The 17,443-nt window shown below is 44.7% G+C and carries 14 protein-coding genes and 1 riboswitch; of the genes, 8 read left to right on the forward strand and 6 right to left on the reverse strand.

Going from position 1 to position 17,443, the window contains the following annotated elements; translation table 11 throughout:
* The first annotated feature begins 159 nt into the window (after positions 1-159).
* From glgC to R7P67_RS07290, 3 genes are all read left to right on the forward strand, one after another.
* A complete protein-coding gene (gene glgC / locus R7P67_RS07280) occupies positions 160-1,377 on the forward strand; it encodes a glucose-1-phosphate adenylyltransferase (RefSeq protein ID WP_017634726.1) in 1,218 nt (405 codons plus the stop codon).
* A complete protein-coding gene (gene glgA, locus R7P67_RS07285) occupies positions 1,367-2,824 on the forward strand; it encodes a glycogen synthase GlgA (protein ID WP_017820031.1) in 1,458 nt (485 codons plus the stop codon). Before glgC ends, glgA begins: the two co-directional genes overlap by 11 nt.
* Before the next feature lie 109 nt (positions 2,825-2,933).
* Complete coding sequence (locus tag R7P67_RS07290; protein WP_005387891.1) at positions 2,934-3,737, forward strand: alpha/beta fold hydrolase; 804 nt, start codon at positions 2,934-2,936, stop codon at positions 3,735-3,737.
* A gap of 31 nt (positions 3,738-3,768) precedes the next feature.
* Here R7P67_RS07290 and R7P67_RS07295 read toward each other — a convergent pair whose 3' ends face one another.
* The 5 genes from R7P67_RS07295 to torD form a co-directional block, all read right to left on the reverse strand.
* Complete coding sequence (locus tag R7P67_RS07295) at positions 3,769-4,089, reverse strand: DUF2007 domain-containing protein (RefSeq protein ID WP_017820033.1); 321 nt, start codon at positions 4,087-4,089, stop codon at positions 3,769-3,771.
* Between the two features lie 20 nt (positions 4,090-4,109).
* Positions 4,110-4,796 (reverse strand): TVP38/TMEM64 family protein, encoded by a 687-nt coding sequence (locus R7P67_RS07300; protein WP_005378366.1) that lies wholly within the window; start codon positions 4,794-4,796, stop codon positions 4,110-4,112.
* A gap of 114 nt (positions 4,797-4,910) precedes the next feature.
* Positions 4,911-5,501, reverse strand: coding sequence for a TfoX/Sxy family DNA transformation protein (locus tag R7P67_RS07305; protein WP_005378367.1), 591 nt, complete (start codon positions 5,499-5,501; stop codon positions 4,911-4,913).
* 116 nt (positions 5,502-5,617) lie between these two features.
* Positions 5,618-5,707, reverse strand: a riboswitch (cyclic di-GMP riboswitch).
* Between the two features lie 287 nt (positions 5,708-5,994).
* Positions 5,995-6,999, reverse strand: a complete 1,005-nt coding sequence (gene purR / locus R7P67_RS07310; RefSeq protein WP_005378368.1) for an HTH-type transcriptional repressor PurR — start codon at positions 6,997-6,999, stop codon at positions 5,995-5,997.
* Positions 7,000-7,467: 468 nt separating this feature from the next.
* Positions 7,468-8,115, reverse strand: a complete 648-nt coding sequence (gene torD / locus R7P67_RS07315) for a molecular chaperone TorD (protein WP_005378369.1) — start codon at positions 8,113-8,115, stop codon at positions 7,468-7,470.
* Positions 8,116-8,381: 266 nt separating this feature from the next.
* Here torD and torR point away from each other — a divergent pair, with 266 nt between their 5' ends.
* Positions 8,382-9,092, forward strand: coding sequence for a two-component system response regulator TorR (gene torR / locus R7P67_RS07320; protein WP_005378370.1), 711 nt, complete (start codon positions 8,382-8,384; stop codon positions 9,090-9,092).
* A gap of 71 nt (positions 9,093-9,163) precedes the next feature.
* Here torR and elyC read toward each other — a convergent pair whose 3' ends face one another.
* Entirely contained in the window at positions 9,164-9,949 is a 786-nt protein-coding gene (gene elyC, locus R7P67_RS07325; protein ID WP_005387893.1) for an envelope biogenesis factor ElyC, read from the reverse strand.
* 114 nt (positions 9,950-10,063) lie between these two features.
* Here elyC and cmoM point away from each other — a divergent pair, with 114 nt between their 5' ends.
* Genes cmoM through mukB form a run of 4 tightly spaced genes read left to right on the forward strand, consistent with a single transcriptional unit; the run spans position 10,064 to position 17,367 of the window.
* On the forward strand, positions 10,064-10,855 hold the full coding sequence (gene cmoM / locus R7P67_RS07330; protein WP_025998624.1) for a tRNA uridine 5-oxyacetic acid(34) methyltransferase CmoM: 792 nt from the start codon (positions 10,064-10,066) through the stop codon (positions 10,853-10,855).
* 2 nt (positions 10,856-10,857) lie between these two features.
* A complete protein-coding gene (gene mukF, locus R7P67_RS07335; RefSeq protein WP_017634722.1) occupies positions 10,858-12,195 on the forward strand; it encodes a chromosome partition protein MukF in 1,338 nt (445 codons plus the stop codon).
* Positions 12,176-12,901, forward strand: coding sequence for a chromosome partition protein MukE (gene mukE / locus R7P67_RS07340; protein WP_005378379.1), 726 nt, complete (start codon positions 12,176-12,178; stop codon positions 12,899-12,901). The genes mukF and mukE overlap by 20 nt, the downstream gene beginning before the upstream one ends.
* 2 nt (positions 12,902-12,903) lie before the next feature.
* Positions 12,904-17,367 carry a chromosome partition protein MukB gene (gene mukB, locus R7P67_RS07345; protein WP_042522158.1) on the forward strand — a complete coding sequence of 1,488 codons (4,464 nt, stop codon included), beginning with the start codon at positions 12,904-12,906 and terminating at the stop codon, positions 17,365-17,367.
* Positions 17,368-17,443 lie beyond the last annotated feature (76 nt).

The following is a 17,443-nucleotide window of genomic DNA, read 5'->3' on the forward strand; positions in this document are numbered from 1 at the left end:
GTGGACGTTGCATACTGGAAGTGCCGTAGCTTTTTTATCCGTGTTGTAAGAGTTCACAGAAACTCAGAGACGGTTGCTAAATGTATTCGCTTGACTCCCCGAGTATGACTCATTCAAGCGAGTACCAAATCCAAGCTATAACGATATGGAGAACAACAAATGGCTGGTGTTTTGGGAATGATTCTTGCTGGCGGTGAAGGCTCTCGTTTGAGACCTTTAACGGAATCTCGCAGTAAACCTTCGGTACCGTTTGGTGGTAGTTATCGATTGATCGATTTTGCTCTAAACAATTTTGTTAATGCGGATCTGATGCGCATTTACGTCCTAACCCAATTTAAATCTCAATCTTTATTCCATCACTTAAAAAAGGGGTGGAACATCAACGGCATTACAGACCGCTTTATCGATCCTATTCCCGCTCAAATGCGTACTGGTAAACGTTGGTACGAAGGGACGGCGGACGCGATCTATCAAAACCTGCGTTTTATGGAATTAGAGGAACCAGAGCAAGTTTGTATTTTTGGCTCTGACCATATCTATAAGATGGATATCAAACAAATGCTGAACTTTCACTCAGAAAAGCAGGCTTCTCTGACGGTATCTGCATTGCGCATGCCACTAAAAGAGGCGTCGCAATTTGGGGTTATCGAAGTGGATAGTGAAGGTCGTATGATTGGCTTTGAAGAAAAACCAGCAAATCCGAAGTCGATTCCTGGTGACCCTGATTACGCTTTAGTTTCAATGGGTAACTATGTTTTTGAAGCTCAGGTACTGTTCTCAGAGTTGGTCGAAGATGCGGATAATGAAGCTTCATCACATGATTTTGGAAAGGACATCATTCCAAAGATGTTCCCTAGAGGTGATGTGTTCGTGTATGACTTCAGTACCAACAAAATCAGTGGCGAAAAAGAAGAGGTGTACTGGCGTGATGTCGGAACTATTGATGCGTACTGGCAAGCGCATATGGATCTGCTAGAAAAAGATGCTCCATTTTCGCTGTACAACCGTAAATGGCCATTGCACACCTACTACCCACCATTGCCACCTGCGACATTTACCGACTCTGATAATGGTCGTGTGCAGATAATCGATAGTTTAGTGTGTAATGGCAGCTATGTTAGAGGCTCAAGAATCGAAAAGTCGGTGCTTGGTTTTCGCAGTAATATTGCTTCTGCTTGCGATATCAGCGAATGTATACTTCTTGGTGACGTAAAAATTGGCGAAGGCTGTGTTTTACGTCGTGTGATTGTCGACAAGGATGCCGATATTGCTCCTGGTACTCAGATTGGTGTGAATCTTCAAGAAGATAAAAAACACTTCCACGTGTCTGAGGAGGGCATTGTTGTTATTCCGAAAGGAGCTCGAGTTGGCTACTAACAACTTATCTATTCTGTTTGTAGCTTCTGAGGTTGAAGGCCTCATTAAAAGTGGTGGCTTGGCAGATGTTGCCAAGGCACTACCGGAAGCCCTTCAAAACCTACAGCAAGACGTAAGAATTACCATCCCTGCGTACAGCAGTATTGATAAACTCGCAGACGCAGAAGTTGTATTAGAAACAGAATTAACATCATGGCCGCATACGGAGTATCGAGTTTTGCGGCTCATGTTAGGTCAAAATCCTGTTTACCTGATTGATTGTCCGCCGTATTTCAATCGACCATCAATGTATGCGGAGAACAACCAAGCGTATACTGATAACGGCGAGCGCTTTGCGTTTTTTAGTGCAGCATGTCTCGATATGTTACCCAAGCTCGCCTTTCAACCTAATATCATACACGCGAACGATTGGCACACAGGTCTTGTTCCATTTTTGCTCAAGCACAGGTATGGCAATGATCCGTTTTTTGCTCATACTAAAAGCGTCATTTCAATTCACAATGCGGTCTTTAAAGGCGTATTTAGTTATGAAGACGTGCAGTGTTTGCCAGAGTTTCATTGTAGAAACGTTCCCGATGCTGCGGTGAGTGCAACGCATATTACGATGCTTAAAGCTGGTGTAATGAATGCAGATAAGATAAACGCGGTTAGCCCTACGTACGCAGAGGAACTAAAAACAGAGCTTGGCAGTCACGGCATGGCTTGGGAGTTTCAGCAACGTGCGCAGGACTTAGTCGGCATCTTGAATGGTTGTGATTACAGCGCTTGGAATCCGGAAACTGATACCTACTTGCCGGTTAATTACTGCGCCGACCAGCAAAGTATGTCGCAAGGGAAGAAAGCTTGTAAAAAAGCATTACAACAACGACTAAATTTGCCCGAAAAAAATGTAGCTATGTTCGGTATGGTTTGTCGGTTGACCCAGCAGAAAGGCGTTCATTACTTGTTGCCTGCTTTGGCCGATTTTTTGAAGCACGATGTTCAGCTAGTTGTCGTTGGGACCGGAGACCCTGTTCTTGCCGCTCAGTTACGAGAGGTTGCCGCGCAGTTTTCTAGCAAATTTGCCTTTGTAGAAGCGTATGACAATGAACTTGCGCATATCGTTGAAGCTGGTTCTGACTTCTTCTTGATGCCTTCTGAGTTTGAACCATGTGGCTTAAACCAAATCTATAGTATGGCTTATGGGACATTACCGATAGTACGCGGTGTTGGTGGCTTAAAGGACAGCGTTAGCGATTATGATGTAAACCCATCTGAAGCAACGGGGTTTGTTTTTTTCGAACCGACACCGCAGGCATTGTTGTTAACGATGCTAAGGGCACTGTTGCTCTACGCTCAAAACGAGCCTGAAGTGAATAAAGTACAGTTGCACGCGATGCAACAAGACTTTTGTTGGCAAAAGGCCGCAGAATCTTATTTGCAGCTTTACCACTCAGCGTTAGTTTGACTTAAAATTGTAACGAAAGGCACCGAATGAGGTGCCTTTATTATCTTGAGTAAGGGGAGTGTGGTAGGATGGCTTTTTACTTAATAGCACGATCTTTTTGATACTGAATATGACCCAGCCGCTACTTTTTCATAAAACTTATTTGCACCCTACTAGTCATGAGTGGGTTGTATTTGTGCACGGTGCTGGTGGTAGCTCTTCTATTTGGTTCAAGCAAATTAAAGCTTACAAGCAACACTTTAACTTATTGCTGATCGATTTAAGAGGTCATGGAAAGTCAAATCAGTTACTTAAAGAGCTCATTGCTAGCCGTTATACCTTTACGGAAGTTACCCAAGATATTTTGAAAGTGTTGGACCATTTAAAGATCCAATCCGCTCATTTTGTCGGTATGTCGCTTGGTACAATTATTGTTCGAAACCTTGCTGAATTGTCATCGGAGCGCGTACGTTCGATGGTGCTCGGCGGTGCTGTCACAAGGCTTAACACTCGTTCTCAGATATTGGTGAAATTAGGTAATTTTTGTAAGCATATCCTGCCGTACATGTGGCTCTACAAACTGTTCGCTTATATTGTTATGCCTCAAAGAAGCCAACGAGAATCTCGCCACCTTTTTATTCGCGAAGCCAAGAAGCTTTGCCAAAAAGAATTTAAACGTTGGTTTATTCTTGCCGCTGATGTAAATCCGTTAATGAAATATTTTAAAGATCGAGAGTTACCCATTCCGACTCTTTACTTAATGGGCGACAGGGATTACATGTTTATTAAACCTGTCAAAGAAATGGTTGCAGCACATAAGCTCAGCATTCTACGAGAAATCCCGAATTGTGGTCATGTATGCAATGTAGAGCGTCCAGAAGACTTCAATCAACACTCCATCGAGTTTATTAAACAGCAAGCTGTATGTGCTTAAAACTGAGTGCATCCACTGAATAGGAGAGCCGCTATAGCTCTCCTAGTTGATATCCACATTGCCAACATGCACCAAATTGCCCTTCGTTTATTTCATGACATTTTGGGCATTGCCAATCTTGATACTCATGCCTATCGGATTGTTTTCGATATGCTTTTACTATTTCTTCAGCTTTCATCTTTTGTGCCGTGTCAAAAAGCCACACATAAGGATCGGTATCATCACCAAACGGCAGTTCTCCTTTTAAGCCGAAAATACCTTCTCCGCGAACTTCACAGTAAATTTGTTCCACTTTAAGCAGCTCACATACAATGTGTGCTTCTGCTGGGTTTTTAGCGATAAATATTTTCATCAAAATACCCACTTCACCAATTACGAGTTTTGCTGACTTGGTGTCGGCCTTACTTTATTCATAACCCATTTAGTGATGATTGGAAATAGTCCCAATAGCGCAAAAGACGCTAATACTGCGGGTGAAACAATGCCCGATAGGCTTTCAATTGTTGCTAATTGAGTACCTGCATTCAGATATACGGCTGTGCCTGGCAGCATACCTATTTGGCTAGTGAGATAAAATCGACCTACAGACATCGGTGTTAAGCCCATCAGTAAGTTGATTAGAAAGAAAGGGAATACAGGGATTAGACGCAAGGAAAATAGATAAAAAGCTCCGTCTTTTTCGACACCTTGATTAATTGCGTTGAGTTTATTTCCGAATTTGTTTTGTACCCAGTCACGCAATAAGTATCGGCTGCTCAAGAAGGCCAGTGTTGCCCCCATAGTGCTAGCGAAAGAAACCAGTAGCAAGCTTGTCCAAAAACCAAATAAGGCTGCACCAAGTAAGGTGACTACTGCCGCTCCTGGGATAGAAAAAGCGGTAATTGCAATGTAGGTAAAAAAGTAAATCGCAGCCGAGAATACAAAATTCTGATCGATGTATGTAGTTAGTGCTTCTTGTTGGGCTTTTGCATTCTCTAAGGTTAAATACTGGCCAAAGTTAATACCTAAAAAGACGATAGCCGCTAGTAGGATGAGACCTAATATCAGTTTCTTATTCATAATTTTGATTCCAATTTGGGATATATGTAATAAGACAGTAGGAAAACCGAAAAAATTTCACAAAAAAACCGCAGATTAGACTGCGGTTTTACAAGATAGTTTTTAGGCCGACTTTTATTGGAGGCCGTTCATCAACTCATCTCGGCGAGCTTGAGGTACCACACTCCAATGAGTGCCGTTGATAGCACCTTCTAGTGCCCATAGCAACTCAATGTTGACGGTTGCAGAGTGCGTATCTCTTATCGCTTTATAGGCGTTAAGCGCACCTTCCTCTTCAAGCTTCTCTACGGATTCGATGCCGGCTTTTTTTAGCATGCGCTCGGTAGCCAGTCGTAAGTTAGGCAAATCTTTCAAACGGTTAGGCTTTGTACTTGCTTGCTGTTCTTTCTCAAGCTTTGCCTTTTTCAATGATTGATTCGCTACTTCGATTAAGCGTTCGCTTGATTCCCATAAATCGCTGGAAATAGCGTAGTACTTTGTAACGACTGGAAAGCCACGTTTTTTATAAACGTAAGGCTTTAGCCCTTGTTTCTCGAAGTCAGATGAAGTTTTTTGGTCTGCTCTGATATGAAGCTGATTGTTTACCACTAGTGCAAACATTGTTTCATCAGCGAATAGTCCGAAGCCACCAAACATTGAGCGCGACTTGATATTACCAAGTGCCTCAAATAGCTTCATAGAGTCTTTGAGTATCGGTTTATCCATGTTTTGTTATCTCGGTGTAATTAATATTACGCCACCAAAAGTCAGGTCCGAGAGAGTAGCAAACATGCGTAAAAACAATGTCATTACAGAGTAAAGTCATTGCTTACACACTTGCCATCGGTAACCCCGCTACCTTCCATATCGTAATATGGTTCAGGCCGGAGGCTTTGCGTCCCACTCTTTCGAATGGTTTGCCCTGTGCGTGACACAATGAGCATACTTCTTATATTGAATTAACATCACGGTTTAGCGTTAAAAGTGTGATTTCGGTTCAATAAAAATGATAGATTGAATGCTCTATTTTGCATATGGAAAGGTGCAAATTGGCCTTTGAAAAGGAGTTCTTAATATATATTACATTTATATAAAACAGGGAGTTAACGTTAGTCAATTGTTATTAGAGTGGTGTGAAGTATTAGAGAATGCTTAATTTTTCCAAAAAAATAAGCGCCCCTGTAGAGCGCTTATTTAACACGGTTAAATACAGTGAAATTTAGTTCATTTTTTTCACAGTATTTCGAATTACAAGCTCAGGTTGCATTTCGAAAATTCGTTTTTCGTGTTCTTTATCTTTGATACGCTCAAGTAGAATTTCGAATGCATTTTTACCAACACGACGTTTAGGTTGGTGGATAGTCGTTAGCGGTGGAGAGAAGTATTCCGCAAGCTCTATGTTGTCGTAGCCGATCACTGAAATATCTTCAGGAATTTTGATCCCGTTTTGTTGCAAGCGGCTCATTAGGCCTAGAGCCATTGTGTCGTTAAAACAGAATACCGCCGTCGGGCGCTTGTCCATTGCGGTAATTTTATCTGCAACTAATACGGCCGTATCACATTCAAAGTTACCTTCAAGGATCCAGTCTTCATTTACAGCTAGGTTCGCTTCGCTCATTGCGCGACGGAAACCTGCAATGCGCTCTTGGCAAGCAAGCTTTTCAAAATGACCGCTTAGACAAGCGATATCCGTATGACCATTGTCAATCAGATGTTTGGTCGCAATGTAGCCACCTTCTTCTGAGTTATCCATGATTTTGTCTGCTTGCGAGCTCTCTGGGCCCCAATCCATGACCACTTTAGGAATGTCCGCATGACGGTCAAGCATCTCTTTTAGTTCTTCGGTTAAGTCAGAACACATCACTAGGATGCCATCAACGCGCTTTTCAGCCAGCATACGAATGTAATCGCGTTGTTTTTCGTAAATCCCGCCTGTGTTACATAAAATCAGAGTATAGCCTTGGCGGTAACAGTAGCTCTCAACGCCATCAATCACTTCTGAGAAAAATAGGTTAGTTGATTGAGTTACTAACATGCCAATCGTACGAGTTGAGTTGCATTTTAGGCTGCGTGCAACGGCACTTGGCGCGTAATTCAGCTCGTCAACGGCTTTCATTACTTTTTCTTGCGTTGCTTCTGCAACGAAACGCGTTTTATTGATAACGTGCGAAACTGTCGTAGTGGAAACGCCGGCTAAGCGAGCAACGTCTTTTATCGTGGCCATAAATGGTGTCCTGTATCGAGCTACTGAAATATGTCGTATTGGATGTACCTGATGCTCTAATGGTTTCACACCTAGCAATATAAAATTGGCGCTAAGTGTCTCGGCAGCGGTTGATCCAAGTGCGACAAAAGGGTACGTAGCAGCATCGGTCGATGAATTTTATCTTTTTTCTATCTGATGAGAAATTGCCATCAACCTGTTAAGAAAACACAAAAACCGCTATATTTCAGCGGTTTACATATAAATCATATTTAATCGTTTGCGCTCACATTTTAGCCCTATGTGGACTGACTAGCAATGTTTTCAGCAAGAGATTTGTGTATTTGAAGTCACATTTTGACTGCTAAATAACCAAGCGTCTTTGCGCTAAGTTAAGGCAAACGAATATTATACCCAAGTTACTTACAATTGGTCACTTTCAGGCATACAGGAAGCCCGATAGGCAGGCTCCCTAAAAATAGGCGGCAATTATTCACCAAGAAGGTAGGCGCTGTCTAGTTTACAAAATGCAACTAATAGTTTCGCGACACTCGAGTAAAATCCAAATTCGTCGAATTTTTTACATTTGTCTGAAAACTGAGGTAACCAAGACATCAATTGTTGCTGGATAAAGTCGTTTTGTTTAACGAAGGCTTCTTCCATGTGTTTTTCTTGTTCAAGCTCGTTTGAGCGGATAATCATGTTCCCGAGAAAGTCGAGCTCAACGGCTAAGTGATCCGCAGGTTCCTTTAGGTTTTCGTCTACTTGAACGCCAAATTCAGCCATCAACTTTTCCATTTCCTCAGCTGGCTTGTCATTCAGTAAACCTGATTCACCAATGTACATGGATGCGTAAGGAAGAGCGCCGTATTTTTCTGTCTTCAAAAACAGTTCACAAAAGTCAGCTGCAAGCTCTAGTTGTGCATCTTCACGATCTTGTAACCGATTCAATGCATCAACTAGGCTATCAACGGCTGGTTTTAGCGACTCATTTTCACCTAAACCTGCGAGAAAACTGCGAATTTCAACACTGTGATAGGCTTCCAATTCTTTCTCTGTTAGTTCTTTTGCGAACAAGCTCGAAAACCACCAGTAAATTTCAGCGCGTTTTTCATTAAAAGCTTTCACTTCTTGCATTTTGGGCTCCTGAATGATGCTTCAAGTCATGCATCACAAAGTCAATTAGGGATATCCCCTAAGTGTAATCAATTAAAATGAATAGCAGTAACTATAATTGTTATGTTTTATGGTCAAAAATGACCGTTTATTAATAGCAATGGGTAAGCTTGTTTTGAATCAATAAAAACGCTAAATCTTGCGTTTTAATGTATCTATGACTAGAAATGTTACTAGTTATGAATAGAATACGTCTTGGATAATAAGAAGACAGAAAAGTGGTGTAAATGAGCTATCACGTATTAGTCGTAGAAGATGATGTTGTAACTCGTAGTAAGCTTGCGGGATATTTCCAAAATGAGGGCTACCAAGTCAGCGAAGCAGAGAGTGGCGCGGAAATGCGTGAAGTTTTGCAAGCGGGCGATGTAGACCTGATCATGCTGGATATTAACCTGCCTGGTGAAGACGGCCTGATGCTTACTCGTGAGTTACGTAGCCAATCGGATATTGGTATCATATTAGTAACAGGACGCACGGATAGCATTGATAAAATCGTAGGCCTAGAAATGGGTGCTGACGATTATGTGACAAAACCTTTTGAACTGAGAGAGCTGTTAGTTCGCGTTAAAAACTTGCTGTGGCGTATTTCAGCAGCGCGCAGTGGCAGCTCGAAAGCGAATGAAACCAGTGAAGAGCACATTGTGCGCTTTGGGGAGTGGACATTCGACATTCAACGTCGCGCACTTAGCCGCAACGGTGAGCCAGTAAAACTAACTAAAGCAGAGTATGAACTTTTGGTGGCATTATCGTCTTACCCTAACCAGGTGTTAAGTCGTGAGCGTATTTTGAACATGATCAGCCATCGAGTGGATGCGCCGAATGACCGCACCATTGATGTTCTTATTCGACGTATGCGCGCAAAAATGGAGTTCGATCCTAAGAACCCACAGATTTTTGTAACGGTGCACGGCGAAGGCTATATGTTTGCTGGTGACTAGTTTGAACATAACTCAATCGTAAAAAGAAAAGGAGAGCTTCGGCTCTCCTTTTTTGTGGCTTCAAGATAATACTAGTTTGCTTCAACCATTGGTGTTTGCCCGACAGTATCACGCAACCTTTGCCAAATACTGCCCAAGTACTCATGCCAATAAAGCTCTGTTTGTTCTAAGTAACGCGCTTTAGGTGAGTATTTATCCCAAGGTTGACTTATCTCGCTAATAGCTAAGAAGTTGGTCGGGGCTGGGATTGGTTTAATGCCTGCTGCGTTGAACTCATACAATGCACGGCTCATGTGACTCGCAGAAGTGACTAACACAATCTCCTTTTGTTGAACGAATGCAGCCGCTTGACGCGCCTCTTCCCACGTATCTTTCGCATCTTCTAATAAAATGATATCGGATTTCGCGACTCCCAACGCAAGGGCAACGTTCGCCATCATTCGCGCGTGGCTAATTTCAGATCCGCCAGCATAGCCGGATAAGATTAATTTCGCGCCTGGATACATTCTTAAAATACGAATGCCCTCAGTTAAGCGCATTAATGCTGCACGGCTTAACTGCGAGGTGGGTGGAATCTCGTCATCGATAACATGACCATTCCCTAAAACCATCACGTAGTCGATGGTGCCAGAAACTGGCAAAAAGGCTTTATGCTCTCGCTCTAACGGCATAAGAAGCTTGGTTGAAACAGGTTGGAAGGCAACAAGAAAAATGCCAACAAAAGAGAATAGAACAACGAAGCAGCCAGTTTTACGTTTTGTAGTAAAACTAATGAGAGCAAGACCCAACAAGCCTATCAGCAGCAATGCCGGAAGGGGCATAAGCATGGCTGACACTACTTTTTTCAGCTCAAACATACATAAATAGTCCGAAAAAACATCAATTGATAATAAAAATGAGGGTATCCCTCTTTATTCCTGCTTTCCTTGTGCCAGAATAGCGGCACAATCCGTTATGATAACTCAGCAGAAGTGACAGAAGACCGCAATTTCGACGATATCGCCCACAAATTTGCAAAAAATATTTACGGCTCCGATAAAGGGGAGATCCGCCAAATCATTGTGTGGGAAGATTTTCTACAGATTCTAAGTGAATTAGATGCTGACCAGCAACCCCTAGAAGTGTTAGACGCTGGTGGTGGTTTGGCACAAATGTCGCAAAAGCTTGCTAAGCTCGGACATCGAATCGCTTTATGTGATCTATCTTCGGAAATGCTGCAGTTGGCTAAGCAGGATATTGAAAAAAACGGTTTGCTTGAGCAGTATCGCCTGATTCATTCGCCTGTCCAATCCATCGGTGAACATATGGATGTACAGGTCGATCTGGTTATGTTCCACGCTGTGATGGAGTGGCTGGTTGATCCTAAGGCCGCACTTGAAACAGTTCTAGAACAAGTAAAACCGGGAGGCATCGCATCAGTCATGTTCTACAACCACCACGGTTTAGTCTATAAAAACGTGGTTTGTGGCAACATTCCTCATATATTAGACGGCATGCCTCACCGAAAAAGATTTAAACTACAGCCGCAAAAAGGCTTAAAACCTGAAGAAGTCTACCAGTGGATAGAAAATTCAGGTTTTAATATTTGTGGCAAATCTGGTATTCGCTCATTTAGTGATTACATAGGCAATATGGAATACATGGGTGATTACGAGTTTGAAGATGTGTTGGCGCTAGAAAAACAACTTTGTCGACAAGAGCCATACCTCTCATTAGGCCGCTACATTCATGTGTGGGCTAAAAAGAACGATAAACAGGAATAACAATGAGTGAGATGACTCTCAATGCTGCAGAGCAACCAATCGATGAGCTGGTTGGCTGGGTTAAGCAGCACGATTTCTCGTTGAACCTGACCACAGAGCGATTGGCATTTTTGATAGCCATTGCCGTACTGAGTAATGAAAGGTTCGATGAAGAACTGGGTGAAGGTGAACTGCATGATGCATTTGCCATCGTCACTCGACTATTTGATGAGACTGGCGAAGCCTCCGCTTTTCGTGCGAACAATGCGATCAACGAGATGGTTAAGCAGCGTCTTATGAGCCGTTTTGTCAGTGAAATTACTGACGGAGCGAGCATTTACCGCTTGTCGCCATTAGCGATAGGAATAACCGACTACTACGTGCGTCATCGTGAGTTCTCAAAACTGCGTCTATCTATCCAGCTATCCATGGTAGCGGATGAAATGGCGAAAGCGATTGAGGCAGCACAAAAAGGTGGCACACCGGGTCACTGGAAGAAAAACGTATACGGTGTTTTAAAATATTCTGTAGGCGAAATTTTCGATCAAATTGACCTCAACCAACGTGTTATGGATGAGCAGCAACAGTCAGTGAAACAACAGATTGCTGACCTGCTTAACAAAGACTGGCGCGAAGCGATCAACAACTGTGAAGCACTTCTGTCAGAAACATCAAGCACGTTGCGTGAACTTCAAGATACGCTGCAAGCCGCCAGTGATGAACTGCAAACTCAGATCCTCGATATTCAAGAAATTGTTTACGGTGACCCTGAGCTGGAGTTTATCGAAGAAGCCTTGTTTGGTCTGCAAATGAAGCTGGACCGAATCACAAGCTGGGGCCAGCAAGCGATCGACCTTTGGATTGGTTACGACCGACACGTGCACAAGTTTATTCGTACTGCAATCGATATGGATAAGAACCGTGCGTTTAGCTCGCGTCTGCGTCAATCCGTCAAAGATTACTTCGATGCGCCTTGGTATCTGACTTATGCAGATGCGGAGAGGCTTTCTGACCTTCGTGATGAGGCCCTAGTACTGCGTGATGACGAGGTCACGGGTCAAGTTCCGATGGAAGTAGAATACGAAGAGTTTCAACAAGTCAATGATGAGCTGTCTGAACGAATTGGTGACATGCTAAAAGCGCATAAAGATCAAGGCACACCAATCGATTTGAGTGTGGTACTGCGGGATTACCTTGCACAGCACCCTTACACTCATCATTTTGATTTAGCTCGCATTATCGTCGATCAAGCTGTACGTCTAGGGTATTCAGAATCGGATTACCAAGCGATTCAACCAGACTGGAAAGCAATCAACGAATTTGGGGCAAAGGTACAAGCGAATGTCATCGACCGATACTAATGAATACATGTCAGAGAATCTGGCAAAAGCAATTTCTAACCCTCTGTTCCCAGCGCTAGACAGCATGCTTCGAGCAGGGCGTCATATCTCAAGTGAAGATCTAGACAACCACGCGTTGTTGTCGGATTTCGAACTTGAGCTTTCTTCTTTCTACCAACGCTACAACACCGAATTGGTGAAAGCGCCAGAAGGTTTCTTCTACCTTCGTCCACGTTCAACATCTCTGATTGGCCGTAGTGTTCTTTCTGAACTGGATATGCTGGTGGGTAAGGTACTGTGTTTCCTTTACCTAAGCCCAGAGCGTCTTGCGCACGAAGGCATCTTCACTAACCAAGAGCTGTACGACGAACTGCTTGCTCTAGCAGATGAAAATAAGCTGATGAAGCTAGTGACGAACCGTGCTACCGGTTCTGACCTTGATAAAGAAAAGCTGTTTGAAAAAGTACGTACGTCACTTCGTCGTCTGCGTCGCCTAGGCATGATCATCAACATCGGTGAAACCGGTAAATTCAGCATCAGTGAAGCGGTATTCCGCTTTGGTGCCGATGTACGTATTGGCGATGACATGCGTGAAGCGCAGCTGCGTCTGATCCGTGATGGTGAAGCAGTAGTGCACACCAAAGAGCCAAGCCAAGGCAGCTTATTGTCTGAAGAAGATCAAGACGACCAAGCCCAAGAAGAAACAACAGAAGAGGGTGAAGCATGAGCATGATTGAACGCGGTAAATACCAATCGCTGACCATGGTCAACTGGAACGGCTTCTTTGCCCGTACGTTTGACATCGATGGTCTGGTCACCACGCTATCAGGTGGTAACGGTGCAGGTAAATCAACCACAATGGCGGCGTTCATCACCGCATTGATTCCTGACCAAACGCTGCTGCACTTCCGTAACACGACAGAAGCAGGCAGCAGCCAATCGTCTCGCGACAAAGGTTTGTACGGTAAGCTACAGCCGGGCGCATGTTATGCGGCGCTAGACGTGGTGAACTCACGTAACCAACGCCTATTGTTTGCAGTAAAACTGCAGCAAGTTGCGGGTCGTGATAAGAAAGTAGACATCAAACCGTTTGTGATCCAAGGTCTTCCAAGCCATGTGAAACCAACGGATATTTTGGTTGAAAGCGTATCTGCGACTCAAGCTCGTGTACGTCAAATCAACGAAGTAAAAGAATCGATCGCGGAATTTGAAGGCGTTCAGTTCAAAGCGTTCTCTTCTATCGTGGATTACCACGCACAAATGTTTGAATTCGGTGTGATTCCGAAGAAACTGCGTAACTCTGGTGACCGTTCTAAATTCTACCGCCTGATCGAAGCATCGCTTTACGGTGGTATCTCAAGTGCGATTACGCGCTCGCTACGTGACTACCTTTTGCCACAAAACGGCGGCGTGAAAAAAGCGTTCCAAGATATGGAATCGGCACTGCGTGAAAACCGCATGACGCTAGAAGCGATCAAAACCACGCAAGCAGATCGTGACTTGTTCAAACACTTGATTACAGAGTCGACCAACTACGTGGCCGCGGACTATATGCGCCATGCCAACGAGCGCCGTAAAAAACTAGAACAGACATTGTCTTTGCGTTCAGAGTTATTTGGTTCTCGCGAGACCTTGATTGAGCAAAACAATCTGCTTAATCGCGTTCAAGAAGAGCTGGAACTGTTGATCGAGTCGGAATCGGCGCTAGAGCAAGATTACCAAGCGGCTTCGGATCACTTGCAACTGGTGCAAAACGCACTGCGCCAGCAAGAGAAGATCGAACGCTACCAAGAAGATCTTGAAGAGCTAAGTGAGCGTCTTGAAGAACAAATGATGGTCGTGGAAGAAGCGCAAGAACGCGTGATGATGGTAGAAGAGCAAGCGACCGTTGCAGAAGAAGAGGTGGATAGCCTTAAGACGCAACTTGCTGATTACCAGCAAGCTCTTGACGTTCAGCAAACTCGCGCCCTTCAATATCAACAAGCAGTTCAAGCGCTGGAGAAAGCGAAGCAGCTACTTGGCGATGACAGCCTAACGGCGGAATCGGCTCAAGCGCTTGTCTCTGAGCTTAAGAGCAAAGAATCAGAAAGCACCAATGCGTTGCTATCGGTTAAGCACAAACTGGACATGTCTTCTGCAGCGGCAGAGCAGTTTGAAACCGCGCTTAAACTGGTACAAAGCATCGTTGGTCAAGTTGAGCGCAAAGACGCGTCTGAGCATGCGAAAACTGCAATTGCGAAAGCGCGTGAGTCACAACAAATTGCACAAAACGAACAACAATGGCGAGCACAACACCGTGATCTCGAACGCAGCCTTAACCAGCAGCGTCAAGCACGTGAACTGGTTGCTGAATACAAAAAGCAATATCACGTTGAACTAACCGATGAGGTTACGTTTGAACAAGAACGTGAACGTCATGCGACGCAAATCGAATCACTAGAGATAGCTCAAGAAGAAGTTCGTGATCAGCGTGGTGAACAGCGCCGTCTAGAGCAAAACGCGGTGGCAGAAATCAGTAAGCTTGAAGCAATAGCACCAGCTTGGATTGCGGCGAACGATGCGCTAGAGAAACTGAGAGAGCAGAGCGGTGAAGAGCTTGATGATCGCCATGCGGTAATGAACCACATGCAAGTTGTCCTTGAACAAGAAAGGGAGTTGTCTTTAGCTAAAGATAAGCTTGCTGAGCGCCGTAGCCAGCTAGACTCTGAGATTGAGCGTCTTGCTTCTCCTGGTGGTTCAAATGACCCTCGCCTGAAAGGTTTGGCAGATACGCTGGGCGGTGTATTGCTGTCTGAGATCTACGATGACATCACGATTGATGACGCGCCTTACTTCAGTGCGATGTACGGTCCGGCTCGTCACGCTATCGTTGTTTCTGACTTGTCAGGCATCGAAGAGAAACTGGTAGAGCTAGACGACTGTCCAGAAGACTTGTACATCATTGAAGGTGACATCGATGCCTTTGATGACAGCTCGTTCGATGCAGAAGAGTTAGAGGGCGCGGTTTGCGTTCGTATGAACGATCGCCAAATGCGTTACTCTCGCTTGCCTGAGATCCCATTGTTTGGCCGTGCGGCACGTGAGCAGCGTCTAGAGTTGCTGCGTAACGAACGAGAAGAAGTGGTAGAGAAACACGCAAAAGCGGCGTTTGATTCTCAGAAAATGCAGCGCTTGTACCAAGCGTTTAACCTATTTGTGTCTAACCACATTCAGGTTGCTTTTGACGCCGATCCAGAACAAGCACTGGCAACTATTCGTGATAAGCGTAACCAAATTGCTCGCGTGCTGGCGGATCTGGATGCGAAAGAGCAACAACAACGTTCTCAGCTTCAAACCAGCAAGCAAGCGTTGTCTTCTCTGGACAAGCTAGCGTCACACATGGTGCTTGTTGAAGATGAGTCATTGCAAGCGCGTTTTGATGAGCTAGAAGAGAAAATCGCTCAGCTTGCAGAGGCGAAGAACTTCTTAAGCAACCATGCAAAAGCCGTCGCGCAATTAGAGAATATTGCGTCTGCGCTTGATGCTGACCCAGAGCAATTCGATGCACTAGAAGCAGAATACAAAGCGGCAGACGAGCGGCTACAAGATCTTAAGAAGCAAATCTTTGCACTCTCGGATCTCGTTGAACGTCGTCACTACTTCGCTTACTCAGATTCAGTAGACCTACTGAACAAGAGCAGCGAACTGAGCGAGCAGCTAAAAGCTAAACTGGTTCAAGCTGAACAAATGCGTACACGCTCTCGTGAAGAGTTGAAGCAATCGCAAGGTCAAATGAACCAATACAACCAAGTATTAGCTTCATTGAAGAGTTCACACCAAGCGAAACTGGAAACGGTTCAAGAGTTCAAACAAGAGCTTCAAGAGTTTGGCGTGAACGCTGACGAAGGTGCAGAAGAGCGCGCAATGCGTCGTCGTGACGAATTGCACGAGCGTCTACACACGTCTCGCAGCCGTAAGAGCGAATACGAGCGCACGATCACCTCTACTGAACTCGAGATGAAAGGCTTGGCGAAACGTCTGAAGAAAGTTCAGAAAGAATACGTTGAGCTGCGTACCTTTGTTGTTGCAGCGAAAGCCGGCTGGTGTTCAGTACTTCGTTTGGCGCGTGAGAACGATGTTGAGCGTCGTCTACACAAGCGTGAACTGGCTTACATGTCAGCGGATGAACTGCGTTCGATGTCGGATAAATCACTGGGTGCGCTGCGTCTAGCGGTTGCGAACAATGACGACCTGCGTGATGCGCTGCGTCTATCAGAAGACAACGCTCGCCCAGAGCGTAAAGTTCTGTTCTACATTGCGGTTTACCAACATCTTCGTGAACGTATTCGTCAGGATATCATCCGTACTGATGATCCAGTAGAAGCGATCGAAGAGATGGAAGTCGAGCTGGCGCGTCTAACGGAAGAGCTAACGCAACGTGAAAACCGCTTAGCGATCAGCTCTGAGTCAGTAGCGAGCATCATTAAGAAGACGATTCAGCGTGAGCAAAACCGTATTCGTATGCTGAACCAAGGTTTGTCGAACATCTCGTTTGGTCAGGTGAAGGGCGTACGTCTAAACGTGAAGATTCGTGAAAGTCACGAAGTGCTACTGAACGGACTAGCGACACAGCAAGAGCAGCATAAAGATCTGTTTGAATCGACTCGCTTTACCTTCTCTGAAGCAATGGCGAAACTGTTCCAACGCGTGAACCCACATATCGATATGGGTCAACGTTCTCCTCAGGTTCTGGGTGAAGAGCTACTGGATTACCGTAACTACCTAGAGCTAAGTGTAGAAGTGAACCGTGGTACAGACGGTTGGCTACAAGCAGAGTCTGGCGCGCTATCAACAGGTGAAGCGATCGGTACCGGTCAGTCAATCCTTCTGATGGTTGTTCAAAGCTGGGAAGAAGAGTCTCGTCGTCTACGCAGCAAAGACATTGTGCCTTGTCGTTTGCTTTTCTTGGATGAAGCAGCGCGTCTGGATGCGAAATCGATCGCGACATTGTTCGAATTGTGTGACCGTCTGGATATGCAGCTTCTTATCGCGGCGCCTGAAAACATCAGCCCAGAGAAAGGTACGACCTACAAACTGGTGCGTAAGGTGTTTAAAGATCACGAACACGTACACGTGGTTGGTCTGCGTGGTTTTGGTCAAACGGATAAGCCTAAGACTGAAGCACAAGAGATGATTGAAGAGTTTGAATCGTAAACTTCGAATCTAACAAAACGCTCGCAATGAACGCGGGCGTTTTTGTATCTGTTTGCGAGGCAGGCTTCGAACAACA

It is taken from the genome of Vibrio sp. Vb0937 (assembly GCF_033338855.1).